We start from the raw sequence: 23,945 nt of genomic DNA on the forward strand, positions 1-23,945 counted from the left end.
ATTTGGCATTGCGCCCGGCTTGCACTATCTTTGTCATATATTATAGGTTCCCATGATGGAAAATTGGTTGAAATGGATGCACCGCTACGTGTCGCCGGTCTTTCTGGCGCTGCTCGTCGCGTCGTTCATCCTCTGGTATATCGCGAAATTGAGCTATACGTACACCACCGAGCAGACCGTGAAGGTGAGTGTCGACGGACAGCCTTTCGAGGTCACCTGCGTGGTCGAGGGTGTCGGTACGAACCTTTTCGGCTACCGGGTCTACATGAACAAGACGCTGCGCATTCCGCTCGCGGAGCTCAAGACGAAGCGTTCGCACGAGGAGGGGCACGAGGGTAAACTCATCATCGACCCCCAGTCGCTGCAAAACGCCCTCGCGCCGCGGTTCAGCGACATCAAGATCATTTCTGTCGGGGACATCCCGGAAATCGACGTTCCCCGTAACCCATGATGAAGGTCGGAATCACAGGCGGTATCGGTAGCGGCAAAAGCACTGTTTGCCGTCTTTTCGCCCGTTTGGGTGTCGCGGTCTACGACTCCGACGCCGGGGCCAAACGGCTGATGACGGAGGATGCGGAGCTGCGCAGGCGCATCACGGACCGTTTCGGGGCCGGCGCCTATGCGGACGGGACTTTGAACCGTGCCTATCTTGCCGGGCGGGTCTTCTCCGAGGCGCAGGCCCTCGCCGACCTGAACGCCATCGTCCATCCGGCCGTCCGGGCCGATTTCGCGGCTTGGGCCCGGCGGCAGGAGGGCGGCTATGTGATCCTCGAAAGCGCCCTTCTTTTCGATGCGGGGTTCGACGCCTGCGTCGACCGCACGGTTGCCGTCCTCGCCCCCGAGGAGCTGCGCGTCGAACGCACCTGCCGCCGTGACGGGCGCACGCCCGGGGAGGTCCGCCTCCGCATCGCCGCCCAGACGGACGACGATACGTTGAGCGCGAAGGCCGACTATACCCTTGTCAACATCCTCGAATCCGACCTCGAACCCGCCGTTGCGGAGTTGCACCGAATTTTCAGCCATGAAGCCCATGACCGTTGACTTTTCCTCGCCGCAGGTGATGGCGATTCTCAATGTCACCCCCGATTCTTTCTATGCCGGCAGCCGCACGCCGGAGGCCGAAGCCGTCGAGCGCCGCGTCCGCGAAGCCGTGGCCGAAGGGGCGCAGCTGATCGACGTCGGGGGCTACTCCTCGCGTCCCGGGGCTGACGAAGTTTCGGCCGACGAGGAGTGGCGGCGCGTCCGGCTGGGCGTCGGGACCGTGCGCCGGCTGGCCCCCGGCATGGTTGTCTCGGTCGACACGTTCCGCAGCGAAGTCGCGGCGAAGGCCGTCGAAACGTTCGGTCCGCTCGTCGTCAACGACATTTCGGCCGGGGAACTCGACCCTGCGATGCTCTCCGTCGTTGCGGATTGCGGCGTGCCCTACGTCGCCATGCACATGAAGGGCGATCCGAAAACCATGCAGTCGCAGACCGACTACCGGCGCGACATCACGACCGAAGTCGTGGACTATTTCCGCCGCCGCACCGAAGCGATGCTCGCCGCGGGCATCCGGCGTGAAAACATCATCCTCGACCCCGGCTTCGGCTTCGCCAAGACCACGGAGCAGAATTACGAATTGCTTGCGGGCCTGCACCGCCTCTGTGCGCTGGGCTACCCGGTGCTGGCGGGTCTTTCGCGCAAGTCGATGATTTATAAGGTTCTCGACGCCACTCCCGCCGAATCGCTCGCCGGAACCGTCGCGCTGGGCTGGGAGTGCCTGCGTCAGGGTGCGGCGATCCTCCGTGTCCACGACGTGCGGGAGGCCGCCGACACGGTGCGGATTTTCAAGGCATACGAACATAACAGCAGATAGTTATGGCAAACGAACATCAGGCGGCGGGTGCCGCTGACAAGGCGGGCGGCAAACCCGCGCACCGTTCCCGGCATCGGTCGGGGCGTTCGGGCCGTCCTGCGGCAGGTGTACCTGTCGCAAAATCCGGATTGCGCTGGACTTGGCGGGACTATGCGCTGCAACTTTCGGTGGTTGTCATCGGCATCGTGGTTACTTTTGCCGGCAGCGGCCTGATCGAACGCTGGCAGCGAGCGCGGCAGGTCCGCACAACCATGCTGTTGGTTTATGAAGAGTTGAAAACCAATCTCGGCCTGCGTGACAACTGCTGCGAGAAACTGCGTTTCGATCAGGACGGGATGCTGATGTTCGACCATTACGGACGGAATGTAGACCTCATACCGACAGATTCGCTCGATCGTTACGTGTCGTTGTTGGGTACGATGCGCGGCGTCGATATTCAAAACGATGCTTTCGAAGTGCTGAAAAGTTCGGGCGCGATTCAATTTGTCGGAGATAAGGAGTTGCTGATGAAGGTGCTGGGCTGTTATCGGCAACTGGCCACTTTCAAAGCCCGTGTCGATTCGTACAATCAGAGTAAGATAAATGCGATAAACCATTTTTCCGCCGGCGGCCTCCTTGCCGATTTTCACATGGAATCGCGTAAACTGTGGCGGGCGTTGCTCCACGATCCGGTATGTAACAGTTTTATCGGTATGTCGGCCTACTATGTCGGCTATCCGGACTATCTTCGGAGCGACATCGCCGGCGTTGAAAAAACCATCGCCGCCATAAACGATAAATACCGTTTCGAATGATCAGAGTTACCGACATACACAAGAGCTTCGGCACGCTGGAGGTGCTGAAAGGCGTTTCGCTCGACGTGGCGCAGGGCGAGGTGGTCTCCATCGTGGGGGCCAGCGGCGCCGGGAAGACCACGCTTTTGCAGATCATCGGCACGCTGTCGCGTCCCGACTGCGGCCGCGTGGAGATCGACGGCCGCGATGTCTCGGGCCTGGGCGATCGGGCCTTGTCGCAGTTCCGCAACGAGCGCATCGGCTTCGTTTTCCAGTTCCATCACCTTTTGGCGGAGTTCTCGGCCTTCGAGAACGTCTGCATTCCGGGGCTGATCGGCCGTCGTCCGCGCGCCGGGGTCGAACGCCGTGCCGCCGAACTGCTCGGCATGATGGGCCTCGCGGCGCGCCGCGACCACAAGCCCGGACAGCTTTCGGGCGGCGAGCAGCAGCGCGTGGCCATCGCCCGTGCGCTGGTCAATTCTCCCGCCGTGCTGCTGGCGGACGAACCCTCGGGCAACCTCGACTCGCATAACCGCGACGAGATCCACCGCCTGTTCTTCGACCTGCGCGAACGGCTCGGCCAGACCGTCGTGATCGTCACCCACGACGAAAACCTCGCCGCAATGGCCGACCGCAAGATCACCATGTCCGATGGAACGATTCTCTGACGACAGCCTGCGGGAGCTTCTGGAAGCGCTCCACGACAAATATAACAGCCCCGATTTCATCGCCGACGACCCGATTTCGGTTCCGCACCGCTACACGGACCGCGCCGACCGCGAGATCGCGGGATTTTTCTCCGCCACCATCGCCTGGGGCAACCGCAAGGCCATTGTCCGTAGCGGGCACCGCATGATGCACTTCATGGACGACGCTCCGGCGGATTTCGTGCGCAACGCCTCGGAGCGCGAACTGGCGCTGCTCTCCTCCTACGTCCACCGCACGTTCAACGGCGCGGACCTGCGCGATTTCGTGCTGGCCCTGCGGCGCATCGGGGAGCGCCACGGGGGGATCGGAAATTTCTTCGAGGAGCGCTATGAGGCCACGCAGAGCATGCCCGCCGTGCTGGCCGATTTCCGGCGGGAGTTCTTCGCCGGGGAGCACGCTCCGCGCTGTGAGAAGCACCTCTCGTCGATCGAGAAGGGCGCGGCCTGCAAGCGGCTGTGCATGTACCTGCGGTGGATGGTGCGCCGCGACGACCGGGGCGTCGATTTCGGCCTGTGGCGGCGTATTCCGATGTCGGCCCTCTACTTACCGCTGGATGTCCATGTCGGCGACATGGCGCGTGCGCTGGGATTGCTCGGCCGCCGCCAGAACGACTGGCGGGCCGTCGAGGAGCTGACGGACGCCCTGCGCGCGTTCGATGCGGAGGATCCCGCGCGGTACGATTTCTCGCTGTTCGGAGCCGGCATGGACGGCTATTTGAATGAACAATGAATAATACTCATAAATCCTGCTTCTTAAGCGGGTTTCGGTTTAAACAATTTGCAATAGCCCAGGACCGCTGTCCGATGAAGGTCGGGACCGACGGCGTCCTGTTGGGCGCATGGGCCGCGGTGCGGCCGCAGGACCGGCGGATGCTCGACATCGGCACGGGCACGGGGCTGATCGCCCTGATGCTGGCCCAGCGTGCCCCGGGGGCACACGTCACGGGGGTCGACATCGATGACATCGCGCAGGCCCGCGAGAACGCCGCCGCTTCGCCCTGGAGCGGCAGGGTAGCGTTCGCGCAATGCCCCGTGCAGGAGTTCGAAACCCCGGAGCCGTTCAATCTGATCGTCTCCAACCCGCCGTTTTTCGTCGATTCGCTCACCTGCCCCGACCAAGGGCGCACCGCGGCCCGCCATGCCGTGCACCTGCCGTTCGACGACCTGCGCGACGCCGTCCTCCGCCTGCTGGCTCCCGGGGGCCGCTTCGCCGTAATCCTCCCCACGGCCGAAGCGGAGCGTTTCCTCACGATCTGCGCCGGACGGCTGGCCCTCGCGCGCCGGACCGACGTGCGCACCACGCCGCGCCATCCGGCCAAACGGGCGCTGATGGAGTTCGTCCGTGCCGACCGTCCCGCCGCCGTGCCCGAGGTCTCGGAACTCGTTATCGGCACGGGCGAACACGAATGCTACACCCCCGAATACCGCGCCCTGACCCGTGATTTTTACCTGAAATTTTGACGTCACACGAAAATAAGCTACATTTGTGAAACCGCAATAAAATTTTTCGGACTATGAAATTCAGACTTTTGGCTTTAGCCATGCTGCTCGCGGGCGGCGTCTCGGCCCAGAACCCATACATCGCCCTTCAGGGCGCGAACGAAACCGCCGGCGGCCTCACCGTCGCCCAGCCCCGCACGATCCTCGCCGTCGATGTCACCGTCGGGCACGACGTGACGTTGAGCGGTCCCTATGCGCGTTATGCGCAGAAATTCCTCGGGGTGCGCGCTCCGCTCACCGACAAGACGACGTGGAGCATCACCGGGGCGCAGATCGCCCTGCTCGACGGCGACACCTACCTCAAAGCCGCGGCTCCGGCTCCGGCATCGGCCCGCCTGCTGTCGCACACCGCCTCCGAAAACGAGTTCGCGCGCCTGCAGCCGGACAAGACCGACATGACTACGCCCGCGCTGGAGGACGCCGCGCGCGCCGCCGCCGCGCAAATCTTCTCGCTGCGCCGCCACCGCATCGAGCTGGTCACGGGCGAAGCGGGGGAGAATGTCTTCGGCGAAGGCCTGAAAGCCGCGCTGGAGGAGATCGACCGCATGGAGCAGAGCTACCTGGAGTTGTTCCTCGGCAAGCGGATCGTCTCGACCGAGACCCGCCGCTACGTGGTCTACCCGCAGGCCGACAAGAAACAATATATCGTCTGCCGCTTCAGCCCGGCGGCCGGACTGCTTCCCGATACGGATCTTTCGGGCGACATCGTGCTGTTGCAGATCGAACCTTCGGGCGCCGCGAAGAGCGACCTCGAGGCCGGTCCGAAGGAGACGCAGGTCGTGGCGTGCCGCGTGGCCGATCCTTCGACCTGCATCGTCGTCTCGGGCGGCCGCGAGTATGCCCGCGCCGTGCTTCCGGTCTTCGAATTCGGCCGTACGATCAACGTCGCCCTGCCGCGCCGCAAATAACCTTCCGATGGATTTCACCTCCCGCATGGCGGCGCTGCTCGGGGCATTCCGCCGCGAGCGCAACGGCGCCGTTGCCGATTCGATGCGCTTCTACGGCGCTCCCTGCGGCCTGAACTACGGCGTGAGCCTGCCGACGCTCCGCACGCTGGCGCGCGCCGAGACCACCGACCACGATTTCGCCAAATACCTCTGGCAGCAGGATGTCCGCTGCCTGCGCCTTGCCGCGCTGCACATCGCCGATCCGGCGCGCCTTACGCCCGGGGAGTTCGCCTTCTGGGGCGACGGGCTTCTCAATTCCGAAATCGCTGCGGAGGCCGCTTTCGCGCTGTTGAGCCGCATCGGGGCGTTCCCCGAGCTGTTCGCGGCGTGGATTGCGCCCGATGCCGGGTGGCTGCGGCAGTATGCGGCCCTGATGGCTGTGGCCCGCGTTCCGCACCCTGCTCCGGAATGGTGCGAACCTGCGGCTGACGCCGTGCACCGGGCCGCCGCGGCCTGTATCCCGGAAGCGCACCTGCTGGCTCGCGGCGCCGTGGCGCTGTTCACGGCCCTCGGGACGCAAAACGAAGAGAACCGGCGTGCGGTTCTCCGCGCGGCCGGTTCTCTGGGGCAGCTCCCTGCCGAAGACTACGTCCACGAGGAGCTGGCCTGGCGACTGGAGGTTTAGGATTGCATCACCTGCTCGCGCTTTTCGAGTTCGTTCAGCACGTTGATCAGGTGCTCGTACCCCACGCGGCCGCTTTCGCGCCACAATACCTCCCCGCGGCAGAAAAACATCAGCGTCGGGACCGACATGATGTTGTAACGCCGTACGATTTCACGCATCGAGGGGTCGTCGATGTCCGCTTTGTAAACGTCGACCCGGCCGTTCATCCGCTCCCGGAACTTGTCGATGGCCGGCATCATCATCCGGCACGGTCCGCACCAGGTGGCGAAGAAGTCCACGAACGTCAGCGCGTCCCGCCAAATGATCTTGTCAAAGTCTGTCATAGTCCTATTTTGTGATCAGTTTATTTCCACCCACGATATTCCCGCATAGTTTTTGTCCGCAAGTTCCTTTTCGACGTAGCTGATCGTGCGCCGCAGACCTTCGACGAGCGGCGTGCGGGGCGCCCAGTCCAGTTCGCGCCGTGTCGCCGAGATGTCGGGCGTGCGGCGTCGTATGTCGTCGATGCGCGCTTCGGTGTGGACGATGTGCGAGCGGCTGCCCGTCAGGGCGATGATTTTTTCGGCCAGCGCGCGGATCGTCACCTCGTGGCTGCTGCCGAAGTTGGCCGTGCGCGTCGTCTCCGCCGGCGGAGCCTCCATCAGCCGCACCAGTCCGTCCACCACGTCCTCCACCCAGCAGAAGGTCCGCAGCTGCTCGCCGCTGCCGTTGATCGGAATGTCGCGGTTCTGCAGCGCCGCCACGATCATTTTCATCACCACGCGCTGGTCCATCAGGTCGGCGCCGCTGCCGTAGGTGTTGAAGATGCGCGCGATGCGTGCGTCGACCCCGAATTCGTACTGGTAGGCGCGGTGCAGGGCCTCGCCGGCCCGTTTGCCTTCGGAGAGGATGCGGTGCGTCGCGTAGCCGTCTGCTGCTTCGACCGAGGTGTCGCGGTATCCCGTGCCGTAGATGTCTCCGGCGGATGCGTAGAGGATGCGGGCGTGCTCCGAACGGGCCGTGTCGAGGGCGTTTATCGATCCCAGCATGCTGACCTTGAGCGTCTCGACGGGCAGCGCCTTGTTGTAGCGCACGCGCGAGGGCGCCGTGAGGTTGTAAATCTCGTCGCAGCGGATGCCGAAAGCGTTGACGATGTTGTGGCGGACGTACCGGAATTCCGGGTGCGGCGGCATGTCGCGCAGCAGCGGCGAGCTGGCGGCATCGCGTACGTCCACGCAGAAGACTTCGTGCCCGTCGTTCAACAGACGCAGACACAGGTGGGAGCCGATGAATCCCACGCCGCCCAGTACGACTATTCTTTTTTGCATTTTCTTTCCTTTTTACGGAAAGGGAAGCAATTTTTATTCCACAAAAAGAGCAATCCGGCAGGGAACGCCTCATTGCCGCTCGCCTGCCGGAATCGGATGCCGTCGTTCGGGGTTCCGCGGCCGTTATTCGATGAACAGGGCTTTCGGGAGCTGATCGACGCTGTTTATCGGGACGACCTCGATGCCTTTGGGGCGTTTGCCGCCTTTGGCCAGGTATCCCGACACGATGATGCGCCTGAATCCCAGCCTTGCGGCCTCGCTGATGCGCTGTTCGGTGCGGGGTGCGGGGCGCACTTCGCCCGACAGGCCGATCTCGCCGGCGCAGCAGACCCCCTCGGCCACGGGACGGTCGTAGTAGGACGAGATCACCGACGCCACGACCGCGAGGTCCAGCCCCGGGTCCGCGACCTTGAATCCGCCCGCGAAATTCAGGAAAACGTCCTTCTGGAACATCTTCATCCCCACGCGTTTTTCCAGCACGGCCAGCAGCATGTTCATGCGCCGGGCGTCGTATCCGGTCGTCGAACGCTGGGGCGTGCCGTACGCCGCGCCGCTCACCAGCGCCTGCACCTCGATCAGGTAGGGCCTCACGCCGTCGGCCGACGCCCCCACGGCGATGCCGCTCAACGGCTCCTCGTAGTGTGTCAGCAGGATTTCCGACGGGTTGTCGACCCCCCGCAGCCCGGCGTCGAGCATCTCGAAAACCCCGATTTCGAACGTCGCACCGAAACGGTTCTTGATGCCCCGCAGGATGCGGTAGATGTTGTTGCTGTCGCCTTCGAACTGCAACACCACGTCGACGATGTGTTCGAGTATCTTGGGACCTGCTATCGAACCGTCTTTGGTGATGTGGCCGATGATGAAGATGGACGTTCCGGTCGATTTGGCGTATTTCAGAAGCGTCGCCGCACATTCGCGGATCTGCGACACGCTCCCCGCCGACGAGTCCAGGAGGTCGGTGTAAATCGTCTGTATCGAGTCGATCACCACCAGGTCGGGGCTGTGCTCGGCGATCTGCGCCACGATGTTTTCCAGCAGCGTTTCGGGATAAATCAGACACTCGTCGTTGCCGATGCCGATGCGTGCCGCGCGCATCTTGATCTGCTCGGCCGACTCCTCGCCCGAGACGTAGAGGGTTTTCAGCCCGTTCGCCGCCAGTGCGATCTGCAGCGAGAGGGTCGATTTGCCGATTCCCGGCTCTCCGCCCACCAAGATCAGCGACCCCGGGACCATCCCGCCGCCCAATACGCGGTTGACTTCGGCGTTCCCCAGGTCGAGCCGGACGTGCTCGCTTTCGCGGATGTCCCTCACGCGCTGGGGCTTCGTCGCGGGCAGGGGACCCGCCACGGCCGCCGGAACCGAACCGCTCTCGCGGGCGATGATCTCTTCGGCGAACGTGTTCCATTCGCCGCACGAAGGGCAGCGTCCCAGCCATTTCGGGGCTTCGAAGCCGCAGTTTTTGCAGAAAAATGCCTTTTTGACCTTTGCCATGCTCCTCCTATCTTGCGTTTGCCGAGGTGTACTCCCGGCGCACGGCCCTCGTGATTCCGGCCTCGGGGTAGAGGGCCTTGTACTTTTCGGTCAGGTCGACCGTCAGGAGGGTCTTGGAACTGCCGTCCTCATCGTTGTAGGCCGCGACGGTGCAGGTGTACTCCATCGCCGGTTCCGGACAGTAGACGAGGATGTCGGTCGAGCCCGGGTCCTTGAAGAAGACGCCCCGCACCCGGTCCGCTTCCGCCGCCTGCCTGATCCAGAGACGCCCGCCGTTGTATTTGGTGAATTCCAGCACATAGCTTCCGCCCGCCTTCACGGGGGCCGCCGCCTCGATCTCCGCCTTGATCCGTTCGGCCACGGGGTCCGTTTCGTTTTCCCCGGCCTTCGTCTCCGGTTGCGTGGGGTCGGTGGGGTCGGTGGGGTCCGGTTCTGGGGTCGGGAGGGTGATTTCGGCCTCGACGCGCACGACGGGATAGACCGCCGTGTAATAGGCGTCGGAATCGTCTCCGCAGGCGGCTGCCGCCAGCAGCAGCAGGCAGGCCGTGCCGTATTTCAGTTGTTTCATCATAATCCGGAATCTTCGTCGATCAGTATTACCAGCACCCGTTTGTCGGGCCAGCATCGCAGCATTTCCATCCGGGTATTGCAGATGCGGTCCTGCGAGTTGCAGTCCGAGCAGACGCCCGTTTCGGCACAGGGCGTGCGGAACCCGGGGTGTCGCGCGACGTTCTGCGGTGCGGCGATCCGGCGGATGCGCTCCTCGGCCTCGTCGCGGTCGGCCACGATCTTGTTGCGTCCCGCCACGATGATCACCTTCCGGGGGCCGAATGCCACCGGTGCGATGCGGTTGCCCACCTTGTCCAGCCAATGCAGCGTCCCCTCTTCCGTCACGGCGTTCACGCCCGTGATGAACAGGTCCGACAAGAGCGCGCGGCGGCGGGTTTCCAATCGTTCGTCGTAGGTCATCGAGGGGTCGAATCCGTCGAGCAGCGTCAGCTGCCCGTTGCTCCGCAGCCACTCGACGATGCCCGTTCCGCGCATCGTCACGGAGTCTCCGAACGACACGAGTTGCGGGTTTTCGGCTTCGACGACAGCCTTCATCAGGGCGAAGGCCGCTTCGGCGTCGTTCACCGTCTCGGCTTCGAAATGGTGTCGCCGCAGTGCCGCGGCGCAGGCTTCCAGTTTTTCCGCAGTTCGGTTTGCCATGGGGAACGGTTGTCTACGATTTGTATAACGTCACACAAAGGTAAACTATTTTCCGGTTCCTGCAAAATCCTCCGCCTGCGCTTCCGCCCGTGAAAAAGGGAGGCGCGGACTGTTCCGTGCCTCCCTTTCGTTTGCCGCCGGGGCATTACAGCGTGCGGCGCATCCTGCCCGCCTCGTCTATTTCGAATTCGCCCCAGGGGAAGGCTTCCGTCAGGTTCAGCATCTGCATCACGAGGTAAACCGTGACGGCTGTGCCTGCCAGCAGGAGCACTGTGGCGATGATCCGCTGGCGGCGTCTTTTTCGCCGTGCTTTTTCGCGGATCTCCGCGATCGCCCGTTCCACAACGGCCGGGTCCGTCGCTGGCCGCGTGGTCGGATGGTCGTCCCGCTCGCTTGCGAGCAGGTCGAGCATCTTCTCCTTCTTGCCGCGGGGTTTTGCCTCGCGCCGGTTGGCGGCGAGACGCTGGATCATGTCCTGAACGTGCCCCATCAGCATCATGGCGTACTGTTCGCTATTTGATGAAGAACCGGTAAATGTCGTTGCCGTTGGCGTACAGCAGCAGGAACAGAATGATGATCAGTCCGACGTACTGCGCCCCTTCGAGCACCTTGTCGCTCACCTTGCGTCCCGAGATCATCTCCCAGAAGGTGAAGATCGCATGCCCGCCGTCGAGTCCCGGGATCGGCAGAATGTTCATCACCGCGAGGATGATCGACAGGAAGGCGGTCTTCATCCAGAAGTCCTGCCAGTCCCACGTGGAGGGGAAGATGCTGCCGATGGAGATGAATCCGCCCAGCTCCTCGTACATCTTGGTTTTGGGCTGTACGATCATCTTCAGCTGGTCCCAGTAGGAGGAGATCACCTTGCCCGTCCGGTGAATGCCTGCCGGAATCGCCTCCAGGAAGGTGTATTTCTGCGTGCGGAGCGTGAGTCCCTGCCGGATGACGCCGAGCGTGCCGTTCTCCGAAACGGGCACTTTGAACTCAAAGAGCATGTCCCCTTCCCGCAGGACCGTCAGCAGCACCGAATCCCCGGCGTGCGCCTTCAGGTATTGCCCGTAGCCCGTAAAGTCGAGTCCCGAAACGTTGTCGATGCCCACGATCTCGTCGCCCCTCTGCAACTGTGCCGCGGTCGGGGCCACGACGCTGTCGATCAGAAAGGGGATGCGGGGCAAGAGGAAATTCTCGTATCCCTTCTGCTGGCGCATGGCGATCAGCTCGTCGAGCGGGAGGATCAGTTCCACCTGCCGTCCGTTGCGCTCGACCACGACGCTGCGGTCCCCCTCGGTGATGATCAGCGAGTTGACGACCTTGTTGATGTCGTCCACCTCCTCGCCGTCGATCGTCACGAAACGGTCTCCGTCGTGGAATCCGAGTTTGTGTCCGGCCTCGTTGAAGTTGTAGCCCCACTTGGCGTCGGCATTCGAGAAATAGGTGTCGCCCCACGTGTAACAGATGCCGATGTAGACGGCCACGGCCAGCACGACGTTCATCACCACGCCGGCGATCATCACCAGGAAACGCTGCCAGGCGGGTTTGGCGCGGAACTCGTCCTGTTTGACGGGCTGTTTCATCTGTTCCGTGTCCATCGATTCGTCGATCATGCCGGCGATCTTGACATAGCCTCCCAGCGGCAGCCATCCCAGACCGTACTCGGTGTTTCCGCGTTTGAATTTGAACAGCGAGAACCACGGGTCGAAGAAGATGTAGAATTTCTCGACGCGGATTTTGAACACCCGCGCCATGATGAAGTGGCCCATCTCGTGAATGCCTATGAGAATGGTGAAACAGAGGAAGAACTGAATGATTTTTACGATAATGTCCATGTCGGAATGAGTTTACAGTTTCAGAAATTCCGCCGCCAGCGCGCGGGCTTCGGCGTTCGCTTCGGCGTAATCGGCCAGGGTGGGCGAGGGGACGAACGCAGCGTGCTCCAGCGCGTAGCGGATGGCGCGCACGATGTCGAGCCATGCGCACTTGCGGCCGAGGAACGCCGCCACGGCCACCTCGTTGGCCCCGTTCATCGTGCAGGCCGCCGTGCCGCCGCGGCGCAGGCAGTCGTAGGCGATGTCGAGCGCGGGGTATTTCGCGCGGTCTACCTCGGCGAAGGTCAGCTGCGGATGGTTCAGGAAGTTGAACCGCTCGCCGGGACGGTACGCCCGGTCGGGGTACAGCAGCGCGAAGCTGATCGGCAGGCGCATGTCGGGCGTTCCCATCTGGGCCTTGATCGCGCCGTCCTCGAATTCGACCATCGAATGAATGATCGACTGCGGGTGGAGCAGCACCGAAATCCGCTCGGCCGGAGTCCCGAACAGCCAGTGGGCCTCGATCACCTCGAACCCCTTGTTCACGAGCGTCGACGAGTCGATCGTGATCTTCGCGCCCATGTCCCACTGGGGGTGTCGCAGGGCCTGCTCGACGGTGACGCCGGCCAGTTCTTCGGCCCGGAGGTCGCGGAATGCGCCGCCGCTGCACGTGACGATCAGCCTTCTGACCGGGGCGCGCTCGCCCACGAGGCACTGGAAGATGGCCGAATGCTCCGAGTCGATCGGAATCACCGGGGCTTTCCGCTTCCGGGCCAGCGGCATTACGCAGGCGCCGCCCACCACGAGCGACTCTTTGTTGGCCAGCGCGAGTTTCTTGCCCGCCTCGATGGCCGCCACCGTGGGAGCGAGTCCCGCGTAGCCTACCAGGGCGTTCACCACCACGTCCGTGCCGCCTCCGGCCGCGACCTGCGCCACGGCCTCCTCTCCGGCATACACTTTGGTGTCGGTTCCCGCGAGGGCGTCGCGTAGCTGCGCGTAATATCGTTTGTCGGCGATCACCGCCGCGTCGGCGTCGAATTCCCGGGCCTGCCGGGCCAGCCGTTCCCAGTTGCGGTTGGCCGTGAGGACGCGGACCTCGAAGCGGCCGGGGTTTTCGCGGGCGATGTCGAGCGTCTGCACGCCGATCGAGCCGGTCGAACCCAGTATTGCGAGTCTTTGTTTCATGCGTTTGTCAGAAGACGATGTACCCCTCGGGGTCCACGGGTTTGCCGTTGTTCCAGAGTTCGAATTCGAAGAGACGGACCTCTCCGTCCTGCACTTCGGCGTTGTAGCCGATCAGTTCGCCCGAACGGATGGTCTGGCCGGTCGTGACGAGCGACTGCGAGAGGTTCTTGTAGACCGAGATCAGGTTCCCGGCGTGTTGCAGGACCACGATGTAGCCCGTCTCCGGAGTCCAGAGGCTTTGGACCACCGTACCGTTGTCGATGGCCGTGATGCGGTCGGCGGCGGTCGCGGCGATCTTCACGCCGAAATTTCCCTGGCGGATGTCGAATTTTCCGGTTATGATCCCCTCGACGGGCGTCGCCAGCTCGATGGCCTCGCGCACCTTGCGCCGCGAGCCGCCCTGCCCGGCGATGGCGTATTCGCCGTCGCCCTCCATCTGGGCCCGCAGGAGCGAGTCTTCGTGCGAGGGCATCACCAGCACCTTGCTGATGCGCGACGAGTCCGACGAGGCGAGCACGCGCGCCACGGGGGTGCGTCCCTCCATGATCAGGGCTATGTTCTCGTTGTAGGTCAGCATGTCGTTCATCATGCGTTCCATCGAGTCGAGCCGGATGATGTTCTGCACGAGGCTTTCGCGCGAACGGTCGGCTTCGGTGCGGTATCCGGGCAGAAATTCCAGCACGGGGGAGTAGGCCACCAGCGACAGCGTGAGGATGAAGAGCATCAGCACGAACGCCACCAGTCCCGCGAGGATACTCGCCGGCGAGAGGTGCATGTGCCACTCTTCGGTGTTGTCCGTGGCGTTGAGCATGTTGAACCGGCGTTTGCGGAACAGGCCGTGCCACCATGCCCGTATGGTTTTCAGAAATTTCATCTCTATCGGGAACGATTTCTCTTTGTTAACTCTACAAAGATAGGCAAATTTGCATAAATCCTTTGCGGGGCGCGCTTAATTTTTTACCTTTGCGGATGTTTTGAACCAATGTCATAAACAGATAAAATAACATGGTAAAACCCACATTACTGGTACTCGCCGCGGGCATGGGTTCCCGCTACGGGTCGCTCAAACAGATGGACGGCGTCGGTCCCAACAACGAGGCCATCATCGATTACTCGGTCTACGACGCCATCCGTGCCGGTTTCGGCAAGGTCGTCTTCGTCATCCGCCACTCCTTCGAGAAGGAGTTCCGCGAGGTCTTCTCGGCCGACCGCTTCGGCGGGCGCATCGCCGTGGATTTCGTTTTCCAGGAACTCGACTACCTGCCCGAAGGGCTTGCCGTTCCCGAAGGCCGTGTCAAGCCGTGGGGCACGAACCACGCCGTGATGATGGCTGCCGATGCGGTTCACGAACCCTTCGCCGTGATCAACGCCGACGACTTCTACGGCGCCGAGGCCTACAAGACCATCGGGGACTACCTGACGCAGCTCGGCGACAGCCGCAACAGCTACTGCATGGTGGCCTATGACCTGAACAAGACCCTTTCGGAGAACGGAACCGTTTCGCGCGGCGTCTGCGGCGTCGATTCGAAAGGCGACCTCACGTCGATGGTCGAGCGGACGCAGATCGAGCGGATGCCCGACGGCCGGATCGTCTTCCACGACAACGGCGCCGACGAGCCTCTCGCCGAGGACACCCCCGTTTCGATGAACCTCTTCGGCTTCACGCCCGACTTTTTCACCTACTCGAAGGAGTACTTCAAAGTCTGGTTCGAGGCCAACAAGGACAATGTCAAGTCGGAGTTCTACATTCCGACGATGGTCAACAAGCTGATCGGCGACGGTACGGCTACGCTCCGCGTGCTGCGTTCGGCCGCCCAGTGGCACGGCGTCACCTACAAGGAGGACAAACCCGCGCTGATGGCCGCCATCGAGAAGATGATTGCCGAGGGTAAATATCCCCGCAATCTCTGGGCGTAGTTTTCGATTCTCACGGGCATCTTCTGCCCTGCCTTGTCCGGCTCGAACGGGAAATACTTCTGTATGTCCCGTCCGGGCCGAACTGCGTTATGGCAAAATCTGCTCCGCGATAATCACAAACCGTTTCCGATTTATAAGCGGCAATTTCCGCACATCCCTCGAAAACGGGGCGAATGGGGACATACTTCGGTACTACCCATCCGCCCCGTTTTTCACGATGCCCGAAACTTGCCGGCCATCGACCTCCTCTACTTGTCACCTGCTCCCGCCCTTGCTTCTGTCGTCTCTGCCTGTTACTTGTTCCTGCCATCTGCTCTGGCAGCCGCCTGCCTGCCGCCTGCCTGCTCCTGCCACAACAAAAAAGCGAGACCCTGCGGTCTCGCTTTTTTGTTGTCCGGCCTGTCTTCGTTCGGAACCCCGGCCTTTCTGAATATCAGTCCAGAAACCCTTCCCGGACGAGTTGTTCGCGGATCTTGGCCCAGTCGGCCACAGGACGTTTCTCTCCGTCGACGAACCGCAGCGGGCATCCCAGGTTGCAGTCGTCGATGTAGAGGTCCGCATGAATCTTCGGTGACGAGGTCCAGCGCTTCTGCGACGGGTTTTCGTTCACGGCGTAGAGCGGAATGCCCCGAACGCGGAACCATTCCACTGCGCGGTCCAGCAGTTTTCCGTGCCGCATCGAGTAGAGAATCAGCCGGCATCCGTTGTCCGTCAGTTCTTTCAGTACGGGCACGGCTCCCGCATCCTCCCCGATTTCGGGATAGGCGTGGGTGACCACCGTGCCGTCGAAATCGAGGGCTATTACGGCATCGTGAATCGCCATCTCCTATCGCTTTATCTTACGTCCCAGCGACCGGAAGAAGTGCTTGATGCGCTTGCGGTAGCTTACTTCCTTGTACTCGTCTCCATACCCGTAGCCGTACCCATATCCGTAACCGTAGCCATATCCGTAACCGTATCCGTGACGGCGCGAGCGGGTTCCGTTCAGGACGATGCACATATTGTGGAGTTTCTTCTCGCGGTAGAGGCGTTCGATGTCGGGCAGCTGACGCCTGTCGAGCACGCCTTCGCGCACGATGTAGATACAGAGGTCCGAAAGCCGGTCGGTGATGACTGCGTCGGCCACCGACATGGCGGGCGTGCTGTCGAGGAATACGAAGTCGTACGTGTCGCGCATTTCGGCGATCAGTTTGTCGAGTTTTTCCGAGAGCAGCATCTCCGTGGGGTTGGGCGGCTGAATGCCGGCGTAGATCACGTCGAGGTTCTGGTGGAATCCGGTGTTCTTGATCATGCTCTTCGGGTCGGTGATCGTTCCTGCGAGGTATCCCGTGATGCCGGTCTTGCTGTTTCCGTGTCCCAGCAGGGTCGACAGCGCGTGGCGGCGCAGGTCGAGGTCGATGAGCAGCACGCGTTTGCCGGCCATGGCGAGCGTCATCGCCAGGTTCGTCGCCACGAAGGTCTTGCCCGCGTGGGGGTCCGACGAGGTGAAAAGGATGGTGCGCACGTCGGTTCCGGCCGATACGCCCATGAAGGACATGTTCGAGCGCAGGATGCGGAATGCCTCCGACAGGGCGTCGCGGCCCGTTTCGCGCACCACGATTCCGGTCTTGCCGTCACCCTCGTAGTAGGGGATGTCGCCCAGGAACGGGGCGTTGATGTTGTCCTCGATGTCCTTGCGTCCGCGGATGGTTGTGTCGAGCATGCCGATCAGGTAGAGCAGGCCGAAGGGAATGGCCAGACCCACGATCAGGGCGATGCCCAGAATCATCATCGGTCGGGGCGATACGGGAGCGTTGCTGCCGTAGGCGTAGTCGATCGATCGCGAATTGCTCTCGGCCACGGCGTAGTTGAGCTGGTTCTCCTCCTGCTTGTTCAGCAGGTAGAGGAACAGTTCTTCCTTGATTTTCTGCTGACGCGTGATGCCCAGGATGACCTTCTCCTGCGAAGGCATGGTCGAGATGCGGAGGTTGGCCTGCGTCTCCTCCTTGCGCATGGCGTCGCGCTGGATTTCGAGCGTCGAGATATTGGAGTCGAGCGACGAGATGATCGAACGCCGCACGGCGGCCAGCAGGTTGTCCAGGTCCTGGATGACGGGGCTGCGGTCCGAACTGTTCTCCAGCAGTTTCTCGCGGCGCAGGATCGCCGAGTTGTAGTCTTCGATCTGCTTGGCGATGGCCGTGTTGGTTCCCGCGGCCGCCATCGCCGGAATCAGCTCCCCGACGTTTTTCGGGTCGTTCAGGTAGGTGCGGATGTACTCCGCCACGTTGATCTGGTTTTCGAGCGAAAGACCTTCCGTCTTGTAGCGCGAACTTTCCGACACGCTGCGCGCGGCCTCCGAGGTGATGTCCACCATCCGGTTGTCCTTCTTGATGTCCTCGATGTTGCGGTCCACGTCGCCCAGCTCGCGTCCGATAACGTCCAGACGGGCCTTGATGAACTTGCCCGTGGCGACCGACACGCGGCGCTTGTCCTCGATGGCGTCTTCGTTGTAGGCTTCGATCAGCGTGTTGATCACGTCCTCGGCGCGCCGGGGCACGGTGTTGTTCATCGAAATGGTCACCACCGAGGCCTGCTTGTTGGCCACGTCGCTTTTCACGGCGGCGCGGTAGGCGTTGGTGGTCCCTCCCAGCGAACTTTTGCTCACGCGGATCGGTACCCCGATGTAGTCGGGGGCCATGTAGAGCGACTTCTGCACCACGACCTGCCCCACGGGGGTCGGGATCGTGTCTCCGTAAGCCGCCGTGATGACGCTGCGGCTCTCGTGCTTGGTGACGAACTGGTCTTCGAACCCGCTCAGCCGGATTTTGTCGTCGTCGAGCGGCGTGATCTCCATGGCGAGCGACTGGTTGTCGTTGTCGTTGATGAATTTCACGTCGATCGGGGCCTGGCCGTAGAGGTCGCGCCGGCGGAGCCGTTCGCTCACCGAGTAGTTGACCGTCAGGTTGAGCTGCTTGACCACGTTGGTCATCAGGCGCCGCGACTGGAGGATGAAAACCTCGTTGTCGACGTTGCGGCGGTTCTGGAATCCCGCCAGGTCGCTGAACGCCGTCAGGTCGACGTCGCCGCCCTTGCGGCTGTCCTTGACCATGATGGTCGCCGTGCGGCTGTAAATCTTCGGGGTGCTGGCCAGGTAGTAGTAGGCCGCGCAGAGGCAGAGTACGGCCGAAAGCACGAACCAGTACCAGTTTGCGATCACCATGCGGATGATGTCGTGCAGGGTGATGGTCCCTGTGAGTTCTTCGTTGTTGGCCTGCGTCTGGGAATTGATATGCTGTTCTGTCATGGATACTTGCTATTTGGTGAGGGTTACGATGAGTGTCGCCACCGAAATCGCGGTTCCCACCAGCGAGAGGTAAAAGCTGCGGTTCTGGCTGATTTCGCCCGTCTGCGCCTTGTACTTGTTGGGTTTCACGTATACCACGTCGTTCTGCTGGAGGTAGAAAACCGGGGAGTTGAAGATGTCGGTCGACGTGAGGTCGAGGTATTCGATCGTGCGCACGCCGTCCGTTTCGCGCGTCACGGCCACTTCCGAGCGCACGCCGTACACGGTCATGTCGCCGGCCATCGCCAGCGCGTCGAATATCGAGACCTTGTCGCGCGTGATGTCGTAGAATCCGGGACGGGCCACCTCGCCGATCACCGAAATCTTCATGTCGGCGAACTGCACGTTGACCGTGGGGTCGTTGATGTATCCGCCCTCGATGATTTTTTCGGCGATGGCCTGGGCCAGTTCGCTGCGGGTCTTGCCCTTGCATTCGATCTTGCCGATCACGGGCATGTCGAGCATCCCTTCCTCGTCGACGGTGCGCATCTGGAGCGCCTGCGAGCTTGCTGCGCTGGAGACGTTGGCTCCCGTGAGCGAGTTGTAGGAGGTTGCCGAGTTGAACGGCACTGCCAGTTCGGGGTCCTTGCTGTTGACGACGATCGTCAGCCGGTCGAGCGGCTTGATGCGGATCTGTCCGTTTTCGGCGATTTGTTCGGGCGTGAAGGGCTGGGCGTCCTGCAAATACCAGACGCGTTTCTGTGCGGAGCACGAAACGAGCAGAATGCCGAGGACCGCTGTCCCGATGAGAAGGCAGAGTTGCTTCATGTTTTAGTAAGGCGTTGATTTAATACGTGCGCAAAGATATAAATTAATTCTGAAAAACAGCCCCTTTCCGAAGGTGATATTTTACAAGTATGTAGGTAATACGTTGCCGGATACGCATTTTTTTCGAAAAAAATCGTATCTTTGGTATCCGAAAATCAAAAAATGATAGACTGCTGCATATTCGATTTGGACGGAGTTATCGTCGATACGGCCCGCTACCACTATCTGGCGTGGGCCGCGCTTGCGCGTGAACTGGGCTTCGTGTTCACCCCTGAAGCGGGCGAAGCCACCAAGGGGGTGAGCCGCATGGCGTCGCTGGAGATCGTCCTGCGTGCCGGGGGGCTTGAGGATCGCTTTTCCGCCGCTGAAAAGGAGCGCCTCGCCGCCGAAAAGAATGCGCGTTACCTGCGCTTCGTTTCGCAAATGACTCCCGCCGAGGTGCTTCCGGGTGTGGCGGCGTTTTTGCACGACGTGCGCAGCCGCGGCGTGCGGGCGGTGCTCGGCTCGGCGTCGAAGAACGCGGGGACGATCCTCGACCGGTGCGGCCTCCGGCCGCTGTTCGACGCCGTGGTCGACGGCAACGAGGTCGCTCGGGCCAAACCCGATCCCGAGGTCTTCCTGAAGGGGGCCGCCGCCGTGGGGGCCGCGCCGTCCGTGTGCGTGGTCTTCGAGGACGCCGCCGCGGGCATCGAGGCCGCTTCGCGTGCGGGCATGCGTTCGGTGGGCGTCGGGGGCGGTGCGTCGCTTTCGGCCGCCACGATGCGGCTGGAAACCTTCGAGGGATTCACGTTTGAAAAATTGGCAATGAAGATCGACCGGGGCTGACTTTCCGGCCCGTGCGGCAGGCCGCTCCCGGGGGAGGGGTTCAGGGCGGGGCCGATTGCAGCCCCGGCGCGGCGCCGCCGAGGGTTGCGGCCGGATACGGTGAAACAAGCGATAAAGAACAATGTGTAAATTATGAACGACTACATAAAAACCGATCCCTGGCGCCTCGTCGAGGATCGCTTCGATCCTTCGCGGGCGCTCGCTTCCGAATCGCTCTTCGCGCTGGGCAACGGCGTGATGGGCGGCCGGGCCAATTTCGAGGAGCGCTATTCCGGCCCTTCGCTTCCGGGCAACTACATCGGCGGGATCTACTATCCCGACAAGACCCGCGTGGGATGGTGGAAGAACGGCTACCCGGAGTATTTCGCCAAGGTCCCGAACGCCGCGTTCTGGATCGGGGTCGACGTCGCGGTCGACGGCGAGCCGCTCGACCTGGCGACCGTCGCGGAGGTGAAGAGTTTTTACCGCGAGACGGACATGCGCCGTTCGGTGCTGACGCGCCGCATGCGGGTCGTGCTGAAAAACGGCGTCGAGGTGGCCGTCGAGGCGGTGCGTTTCCTCTCGCTGGCGCGCCGCGAACTGGGCGTCGTGAAATACGCCGTCACGCCGCTCAACCGGGCGGCCCGGATCACTTTCTCGCCCCATATCGACGCCGACGTGCGCAATGCCGACGCCAACTACGACGAAAAGTTCTGGGAGGAGGTCTCGACCGGGGCCGACGCCACGCAGAGCCGTACCAAAAAGAGCGGGTTCGAGGCGGCCTGGGCGCAGGCCGTCGAACTGGACGGCGCCGAGTGGCATTGCGAAACCCGTCCCGAAAAGGTCCGGGCCACCGCTGCGGTCAGCCGGGAAAAGGGCTGCGCCGCCACTTTATATAAATATGCGGGCATCTGCTCGTCGCTCAACCACGCCCCGGCGGACCTTACCGCCGCTGCGCGCGCCGTCGCGGCTTCGGGTCGGGAGGCGGGCTTCGAAGCCCTGCTCGAAGAACAGACGGCCGCCTGGGCCGCCCGCTGGCACGGCTGCGACGTCGTCGTCGGGGGCGATCCCGCGGCCCAGCAGGGCATCCGCTTCTGCATTTTCATGCTCCTGCAAACCTACACGGGCGTCGACACCCGCCTCAATATCGGTCCCAAGGGCTTCACGGGCGAGAAATACGGCGGCGTGACCTACTGGGACACCGAGGCCTACTGCCTGCCGTTCTACCTGGCCACCGCCGGGCAGGCCGTGGCCCGCGAACTGCTGGTCTACCGCTACAACCAGCTCGACAAAGCCATTGAAAACGCCGCGAAACTGGGTTTCCGCGACGGTGCGGCGCTCTACCCGATGGTCACCGTCAACGGCGAGGAGTGCCACAACGAGTGGGAAATCACCTTCGAGGAGATCCACCGCAACGGCGCCGTCGCCTACGCGATTTTCAACTACATCCGCTATACCGGCGACACGGCGTATCTTGCCGACTGCGGACTGGAGGTGCTGTTGTCCGTGGCGCGCTTCTGGGCGCAGCGCATCACGTGGTCCGCGGCCCGTCGGAAGTACGTCATGCTGGGCGTCACGGGTCCCAACGAGTACGAGAACAACGTCGACAACAACTGGTATACCTCCTATATCGCCTGCTGGTCGATGCGTTACGCCGCCGAGGCGGCCCGTTGGGTGCGTGAAAACCGCCCTGCGGACTACGCGCGCATCTGCGCGAAGCGCCGTTTCGACGAGGCGGCCGAGACAAAGCGGTGGCTCGAAATCGCCGACGGCATGTACTTCGGCGAGGACCGCGAACTGGGCATCTTCCTCCAGCAGGACGGCTATCTGGACAAGGAGCAGATCCTTGCCGGCGACCTCGACCCTGCGGAGCGGCCCATCAACCAGCGATGGTCGTGGGACCGCATCCTGCGCTCGTGCCTGATCAAGCAGGCCGATGTGCTGCAGGGGCTTTATTTCTTCGGGGACGATTTCGACCTCGATACCGTCCGCCGCAATTTCCGCTTCTACGAGGCGCGCACGGTCCACGAATCGTCGCTTTCGCCCTGCGTCCACGCCATCCTCGCCGCGCGCATCGGCGATCTGGACAAGGCCTACGAACTCTACCTGCGCACGGCGCGCCTGGACCTCGACGACTACAACCGCGAGGTCCGCGAGGGCTGCCACGTCACTTCGATGGCGGGTTCGTGGCTCTCGGTGGTCGAGGGTTTCGGGGGCATGCGCGTCCGCGACGGCGTGCTGTCGTTCGACCCGCAGCTGCCCGCCGCGTGGGAGTCCCTCTCGTTCAAAGTCAATTTCCGGGACCGGGTGCTGGCCGTGAGCGTTACGCGCGAGGCGGTTGAGGTCGCCTGCGAGGGCGAGCCGATCGAGATCGAAATCCGCGGGGTCCGCCGCCTCGTCGGCCCGATTAATGATTGAATTGTGAATTATGAATTGTGAATCGACCGGCCTTCATCCCGAATGGAGCTATCAGGCCGTCCTGTATGAAATGAACGTGCGCCAGCTCACGCCCGAAGGCACGCTGCGCGCCGCAGCCGCAAAACTGCCTTTCCTCAAAGACCTCGGCGTCGACGCCGTGTGGCTCATGCCGGTCTATCCGATCGGCGAGGCCGAGCGCAAAGGCTCGCTCGGCTCCTACTATTCGATCCGCGACTACTGCGCCGTGAATCCCGAACTGGGCACGATGGCCGATTTCGACGCCTTCGTCACCGAGGCCCACCGCCTCGGCATGAAGGTCCTGCTCGACTGGGTGGCCAACCACACGGCGCGCGACGCGCGGTGGATCGCCGAGGAGCACGCTTCGTGGTACGAGCGCGACGCTTCGGGGCAGCCGGCCGTACCGTGGGACTGGTCCGACACTGCCAAGCTCAACTACGCCAACCGCGACGTGTGGCGGGCCGAGGCCGAGGCCATGGAGTTCTGGCTCACGCGGCACGCCGTCGACGGCTTCCGCTGCGACATGGCGATGCTGGTTCCCATCGGTTTCTGGAACGAGACCTCGCTGCGCCTGCGGCGCGTGAAGCCCGACCTGTTCATGCTGGCCGAGGCCGAGGAGCGGAATCTTTTCGAGGAGGGTGCTTTCGACGCCTGCTACGCCTGGCGGATGCACCACCTGATGAACGACGTGGCCCAGCAGCGGACCCGCGTCACGGCCCTGCGCGACTATATCTACGCCGACCGCGGCGACTATCCCGACTCGGCCATGCGCCTCACGTTCACGTCGAACCACGACGAGAATTCGTGGAGCGGCTCCGAATTCACCCGGCTGGGCGATGCGCGTGAGATCATGGCGGTCTTCACGTTCGTCGTGCCGCGCGGTCTGCCGCTGATCTACACCGGGCAGGAAATCGGCTACGACCATTCGTTCGCCTTTTTCGACCGCGACCCGATCCCGGCCTACGGCGCCAACACCTTCACGGAGTTCTACCGCCGGCTCACGGCCCTGCGTCACGACAACCCGGCTCTGGCGTCGGGGGAGCGGGGCGGCGCGGTGAGCGAGATCCGCAACAACGCCGAGGACTGCCTGATGACGCTGGTCCGCGAGACGGCGGGCAACCGGGTCGTGGCGGTGATGAACCTCTCGCCCTACGCCATCCATGCCGACTACTATACGGGCATCTACGCCGGGATGTACACCGACGCCATGACGGGTGAGCCTTACGAACTCCGCGGCCGCGTCGAGGAGGACATGGCCCCGTGGAGCTACCGGATACTGACACGCTGAATGAAG

Annotated in this window: 25 protein-coding genes; 13 read left to right on the forward strand and 12 right to left on the reverse strand. The window is 62.7% G+C overall.

Annotated elements, in window-relative coordinates; translation table 11 throughout:
* Positions 1-55 precede the first annotated feature (55 nt).
* The 9 genes from ACGHP5_RS13300 to ACGHP5_RS13340 all read left to right on the forward strand — a co-directional run bounded on the left by ACGHP5_RS13300 (position 56) and on the right by ACGHP5_RS13340 (position 6,407).
* Positions 56-451 (forward strand): hypothetical protein, encoded by a 396-nt coding sequence (locus ACGHP5_RS13300; RefSeq protein WP_290532999.1) that lies wholly within the window; start codon positions 56-58, stop codon positions 449-451.
* Complete coding sequence (gene coaE / locus ACGHP5_RS13305; protein WP_390567191.1) at positions 448-1,041, forward strand: dephospho-CoA kinase; 594 nt, start codon at positions 448-450, stop codon at positions 1,039-1,041. Before ACGHP5_RS13300 ends, coaE begins: the two co-directional genes overlap by 4 nt.
* 19 nt (positions 1,042-1,060) lie before the next feature.
* Positions 1,061-1,855 carry a dihydropteroate synthase gene (folP, locus tag ACGHP5_RS13310; RefSeq protein WP_290533000.1) on the forward strand — a complete coding sequence of 265 codons (795 nt, stop codon included), beginning with the start codon at positions 1,061-1,063 and terminating at the stop codon, positions 1,853-1,855.
* A gap of 2 nt (positions 1,856-1,857) precedes the next feature.
* A complete protein-coding gene (locus ACGHP5_RS13315; protein ID WP_390567193.1) occupies positions 1,858-2,649 on the forward strand; it encodes a hypothetical protein in 792 nt (263 codons plus the stop codon).
* Positions 2,646-3,296 carry an ABC transporter ATP-binding protein gene (locus tag ACGHP5_RS13320; RefSeq protein WP_290532930.1) on the forward strand — a complete coding sequence of 217 codons (651 nt, stop codon included), beginning with the start codon at positions 2,646-2,648 and terminating at the stop codon, positions 3,294-3,296. The genes ACGHP5_RS13315 and ACGHP5_RS13320 overlap by 4 nt, the downstream gene beginning before the upstream one ends.
* Positions 3,280-4,065 carry a TIGR02757 family protein gene (locus ACGHP5_RS13325; RefSeq protein WP_337771271.1) on the forward strand — a complete coding sequence of 262 codons (786 nt, stop codon included), beginning with the start codon at positions 3,280-3,282 and terminating at the stop codon, positions 4,063-4,065. Before ACGHP5_RS13320 ends, ACGHP5_RS13325 begins: the two co-directional genes overlap by 17 nt.
* A gap of 74 nt (positions 4,066-4,139) precedes the next feature.
* Entirely contained in the window at positions 4,140-4,796 is a 657-nt protein-coding gene (locus ACGHP5_RS13330; RefSeq protein ID WP_390567196.1) for a tRNA1(Val) (adenine(37)-N6)-methyltransferase, read from the forward strand.
* 53 nt (positions 4,797-4,849) lie between these two features.
* Positions 4,850-5,743, forward strand: coding sequence for a DUF4831 family protein (locus ACGHP5_RS13335; RefSeq protein ID WP_390567198.1), 894 nt, complete (start codon positions 4,850-4,852; stop codon positions 5,741-5,743).
* 7 nt (positions 5,744-5,750) lie between these two features.
* On the forward strand, positions 5,751-6,407 hold the full coding sequence (locus ACGHP5_RS13340; protein ID WP_390567200.1) for a DNA alkylation repair protein: 657 nt from the start codon (positions 5,751-5,753) through the stop codon (positions 6,405-6,407).
* Here the strand turns inward: ACGHP5_RS13340 and ACGHP5_RS13345 are convergent.
* From ACGHP5_RS13345 to ACGHP5_RS13385, 9 genes are all read right to left on the reverse strand, one after another.
* Positions 6,404-6,730, reverse strand: a complete 327-nt coding sequence (locus tag ACGHP5_RS13345; RefSeq protein ID WP_290532935.1) for a co-chaperone YbbN — start codon at positions 6,728-6,730, stop codon at positions 6,404-6,406. The genes ACGHP5_RS13340 and ACGHP5_RS13345 overlap by 4 nt on opposite strands.
* Positions 6,731-6,745: 15 nt before the next feature.
* Positions 6,746-7,714 (reverse strand): NAD-dependent epimerase/dehydratase family protein, encoded by a 969-nt coding sequence (locus ACGHP5_RS13350; RefSeq protein ID WP_290532936.1) that lies wholly within the window; start codon positions 7,712-7,714, stop codon positions 6,746-6,748.
* Between the two features lie 123 nt (positions 7,715-7,837).
* A complete protein-coding gene (radA, locus tag ACGHP5_RS13355) occupies positions 7,838-9,205 on the reverse strand; it encodes a DNA repair protein RadA (protein WP_390567203.1) in 1,368 nt (455 codons plus the stop codon).
* 7 nt (positions 9,206-9,212) lie between these two features.
* Positions 9,213-9,773: a hypothetical protein gene (locus tag ACGHP5_RS13360; RefSeq protein ID WP_390567205.1), complete on the reverse strand. Its 561-nt coding sequence runs from the start codon at positions 9,771-9,773 to the stop codon at positions 9,213-9,215.
* The gene (locus ACGHP5_RS13365) at positions 9,773-10,414 is read right to left on the reverse strand and encodes a lactate utilization protein (RefSeq protein ID WP_337771321.1); all 642 of its coding nucleotides are present in this window, start codon (positions 10,412-10,414) and stop codon (positions 9,773-9,775) included. Before ACGHP5_RS13365 ends, ACGHP5_RS13360 begins: the two co-directional genes overlap by 1 nt.
* A gap of 145 nt (positions 10,415-10,559) precedes the next feature.
* Positions 10,560-10,913, reverse strand: a complete 354-nt coding sequence (locus tag ACGHP5_RS13370) for a hypothetical protein (protein ID WP_290532940.1) — start codon at positions 10,911-10,913, stop codon at positions 10,560-10,562.
* A gap of 13 nt (positions 10,914-10,926) precedes the next feature.
* Entirely contained in the window at positions 10,927-12,240 is a 1,314-nt protein-coding gene (rseP, locus tag ACGHP5_RS13375) for an RIP metalloprotease RseP (RefSeq protein WP_390567207.1), read from the reverse strand.
* 12 nt (positions 12,241-12,252) lie between these two features.
* Entirely contained in the window at positions 12,253-13,404 is a 1,152-nt protein-coding gene (gene dxr / locus ACGHP5_RS13380) for a 1-deoxy-D-xylulose-5-phosphate reductoisomerase (RefSeq protein WP_337657828.1), read from the reverse strand.
* A gap of 7 nt (positions 13,405-13,411) precedes the next feature.
* Positions 13,412-14,278: a murein hydrolase activator EnvC family protein gene (locus ACGHP5_RS13385; protein ID WP_390567210.1), complete on the reverse strand. Its 867-nt coding sequence runs from the start codon at positions 14,276-14,278 to the stop codon at positions 13,412-13,414.
* Positions 14,279-14,409: 131 nt separating this feature from the next.
* On the opposite strand from ACGHP5_RS13385, the gene ACGHP5_RS13390 reads away from it, so the two are divergent.
* Positions 14,410-15,321 carry a sugar phosphate nucleotidyltransferase gene (locus ACGHP5_RS13390; protein WP_290532944.1) on the forward strand — a complete coding sequence of 304 codons (912 nt, stop codon included), beginning with the start codon at positions 14,410-14,412 and terminating at the stop codon, positions 15,319-15,321.
* A 433-nt stretch (positions 15,322-15,754) separates the two neighbouring features.
* Here ACGHP5_RS13390 and ACGHP5_RS13395 read toward each other — a convergent pair whose 3' ends face one another.
* From ACGHP5_RS13395 to ACGHP5_RS13405, 3 genes are read right to left on the reverse strand one after another with little or no spacing between them, the layout of a single operon-like run.
* Positions 15,755-16,144 (reverse strand): hypothetical protein, encoded by a 390-nt coding sequence (locus ACGHP5_RS13395; protein ID WP_295905092.1) that lies wholly within the window; start codon positions 16,142-16,144, stop codon positions 15,755-15,757.
* 3 nt (positions 16,145-16,147) lie between these two features.
* Entirely contained in the window at positions 16,148-18,604 is a 2,457-nt protein-coding gene (locus tag ACGHP5_RS13400) for a polysaccharide biosynthesis tyrosine autokinase (protein ID WP_337756935.1), read from the reverse strand.
* A gap of 9 nt (positions 18,605-18,613) precedes the next feature.
* Positions 18,614-19,411 carry a polysaccharide biosynthesis/export family protein gene (locus ACGHP5_RS13405; RefSeq protein WP_295905097.1) on the reverse strand — a complete coding sequence of 266 codons (798 nt, stop codon included), beginning with the start codon at positions 19,409-19,411 and terminating at the stop codon, positions 18,614-18,616.
* A 162-nt stretch (positions 19,412-19,573) separates the two neighbouring features.
* Between ACGHP5_RS13405 and pgmB the strand changes: the two genes are divergently transcribed.
* The 3 genes from pgmB to ACGHP5_RS13420 all read left to right on the forward strand — a co-directional run bounded on the left by pgmB (position 19,574) and on the right by ACGHP5_RS13420 (position 23,939).
* On the forward strand, positions 19,574-20,236 hold the full coding sequence (pgmB, locus tag ACGHP5_RS13410; protein ID WP_337756934.1) for a beta-phosphoglucomutase: 663 nt from the start codon (positions 19,574-19,576) through the stop codon (positions 20,234-20,236).
* Between the two features lie 132 nt (positions 20,237-20,368).
* Entirely contained in the window at positions 20,369-22,633 is a 2,265-nt protein-coding gene (locus ACGHP5_RS13415) for a family 65 glycosyl hydrolase domain-containing protein (RefSeq protein WP_390567214.1), read from the forward strand.
* Positions 22,634-22,643: 10 nt separating this feature from the next.
* Positions 22,644-23,939, forward strand: a complete 1,296-nt coding sequence (locus ACGHP5_RS13420) for an alpha-amylase family glycosyl hydrolase (RefSeq protein ID WP_337658163.1) — start codon at positions 22,644-22,646, stop codon at positions 23,937-23,939.
* Positions 23,940-23,945 lie beyond the last annotated feature (6 nt).

Source organism: Alistipes sp. i18-0019-D1, assembly GCF_042852885.1.
Taxonomy (GTDB): domain Bacteria; phylum Bacteroidota; class Bacteroidia; order Bacteroidales; family Rikenellaceae; genus Alistipes.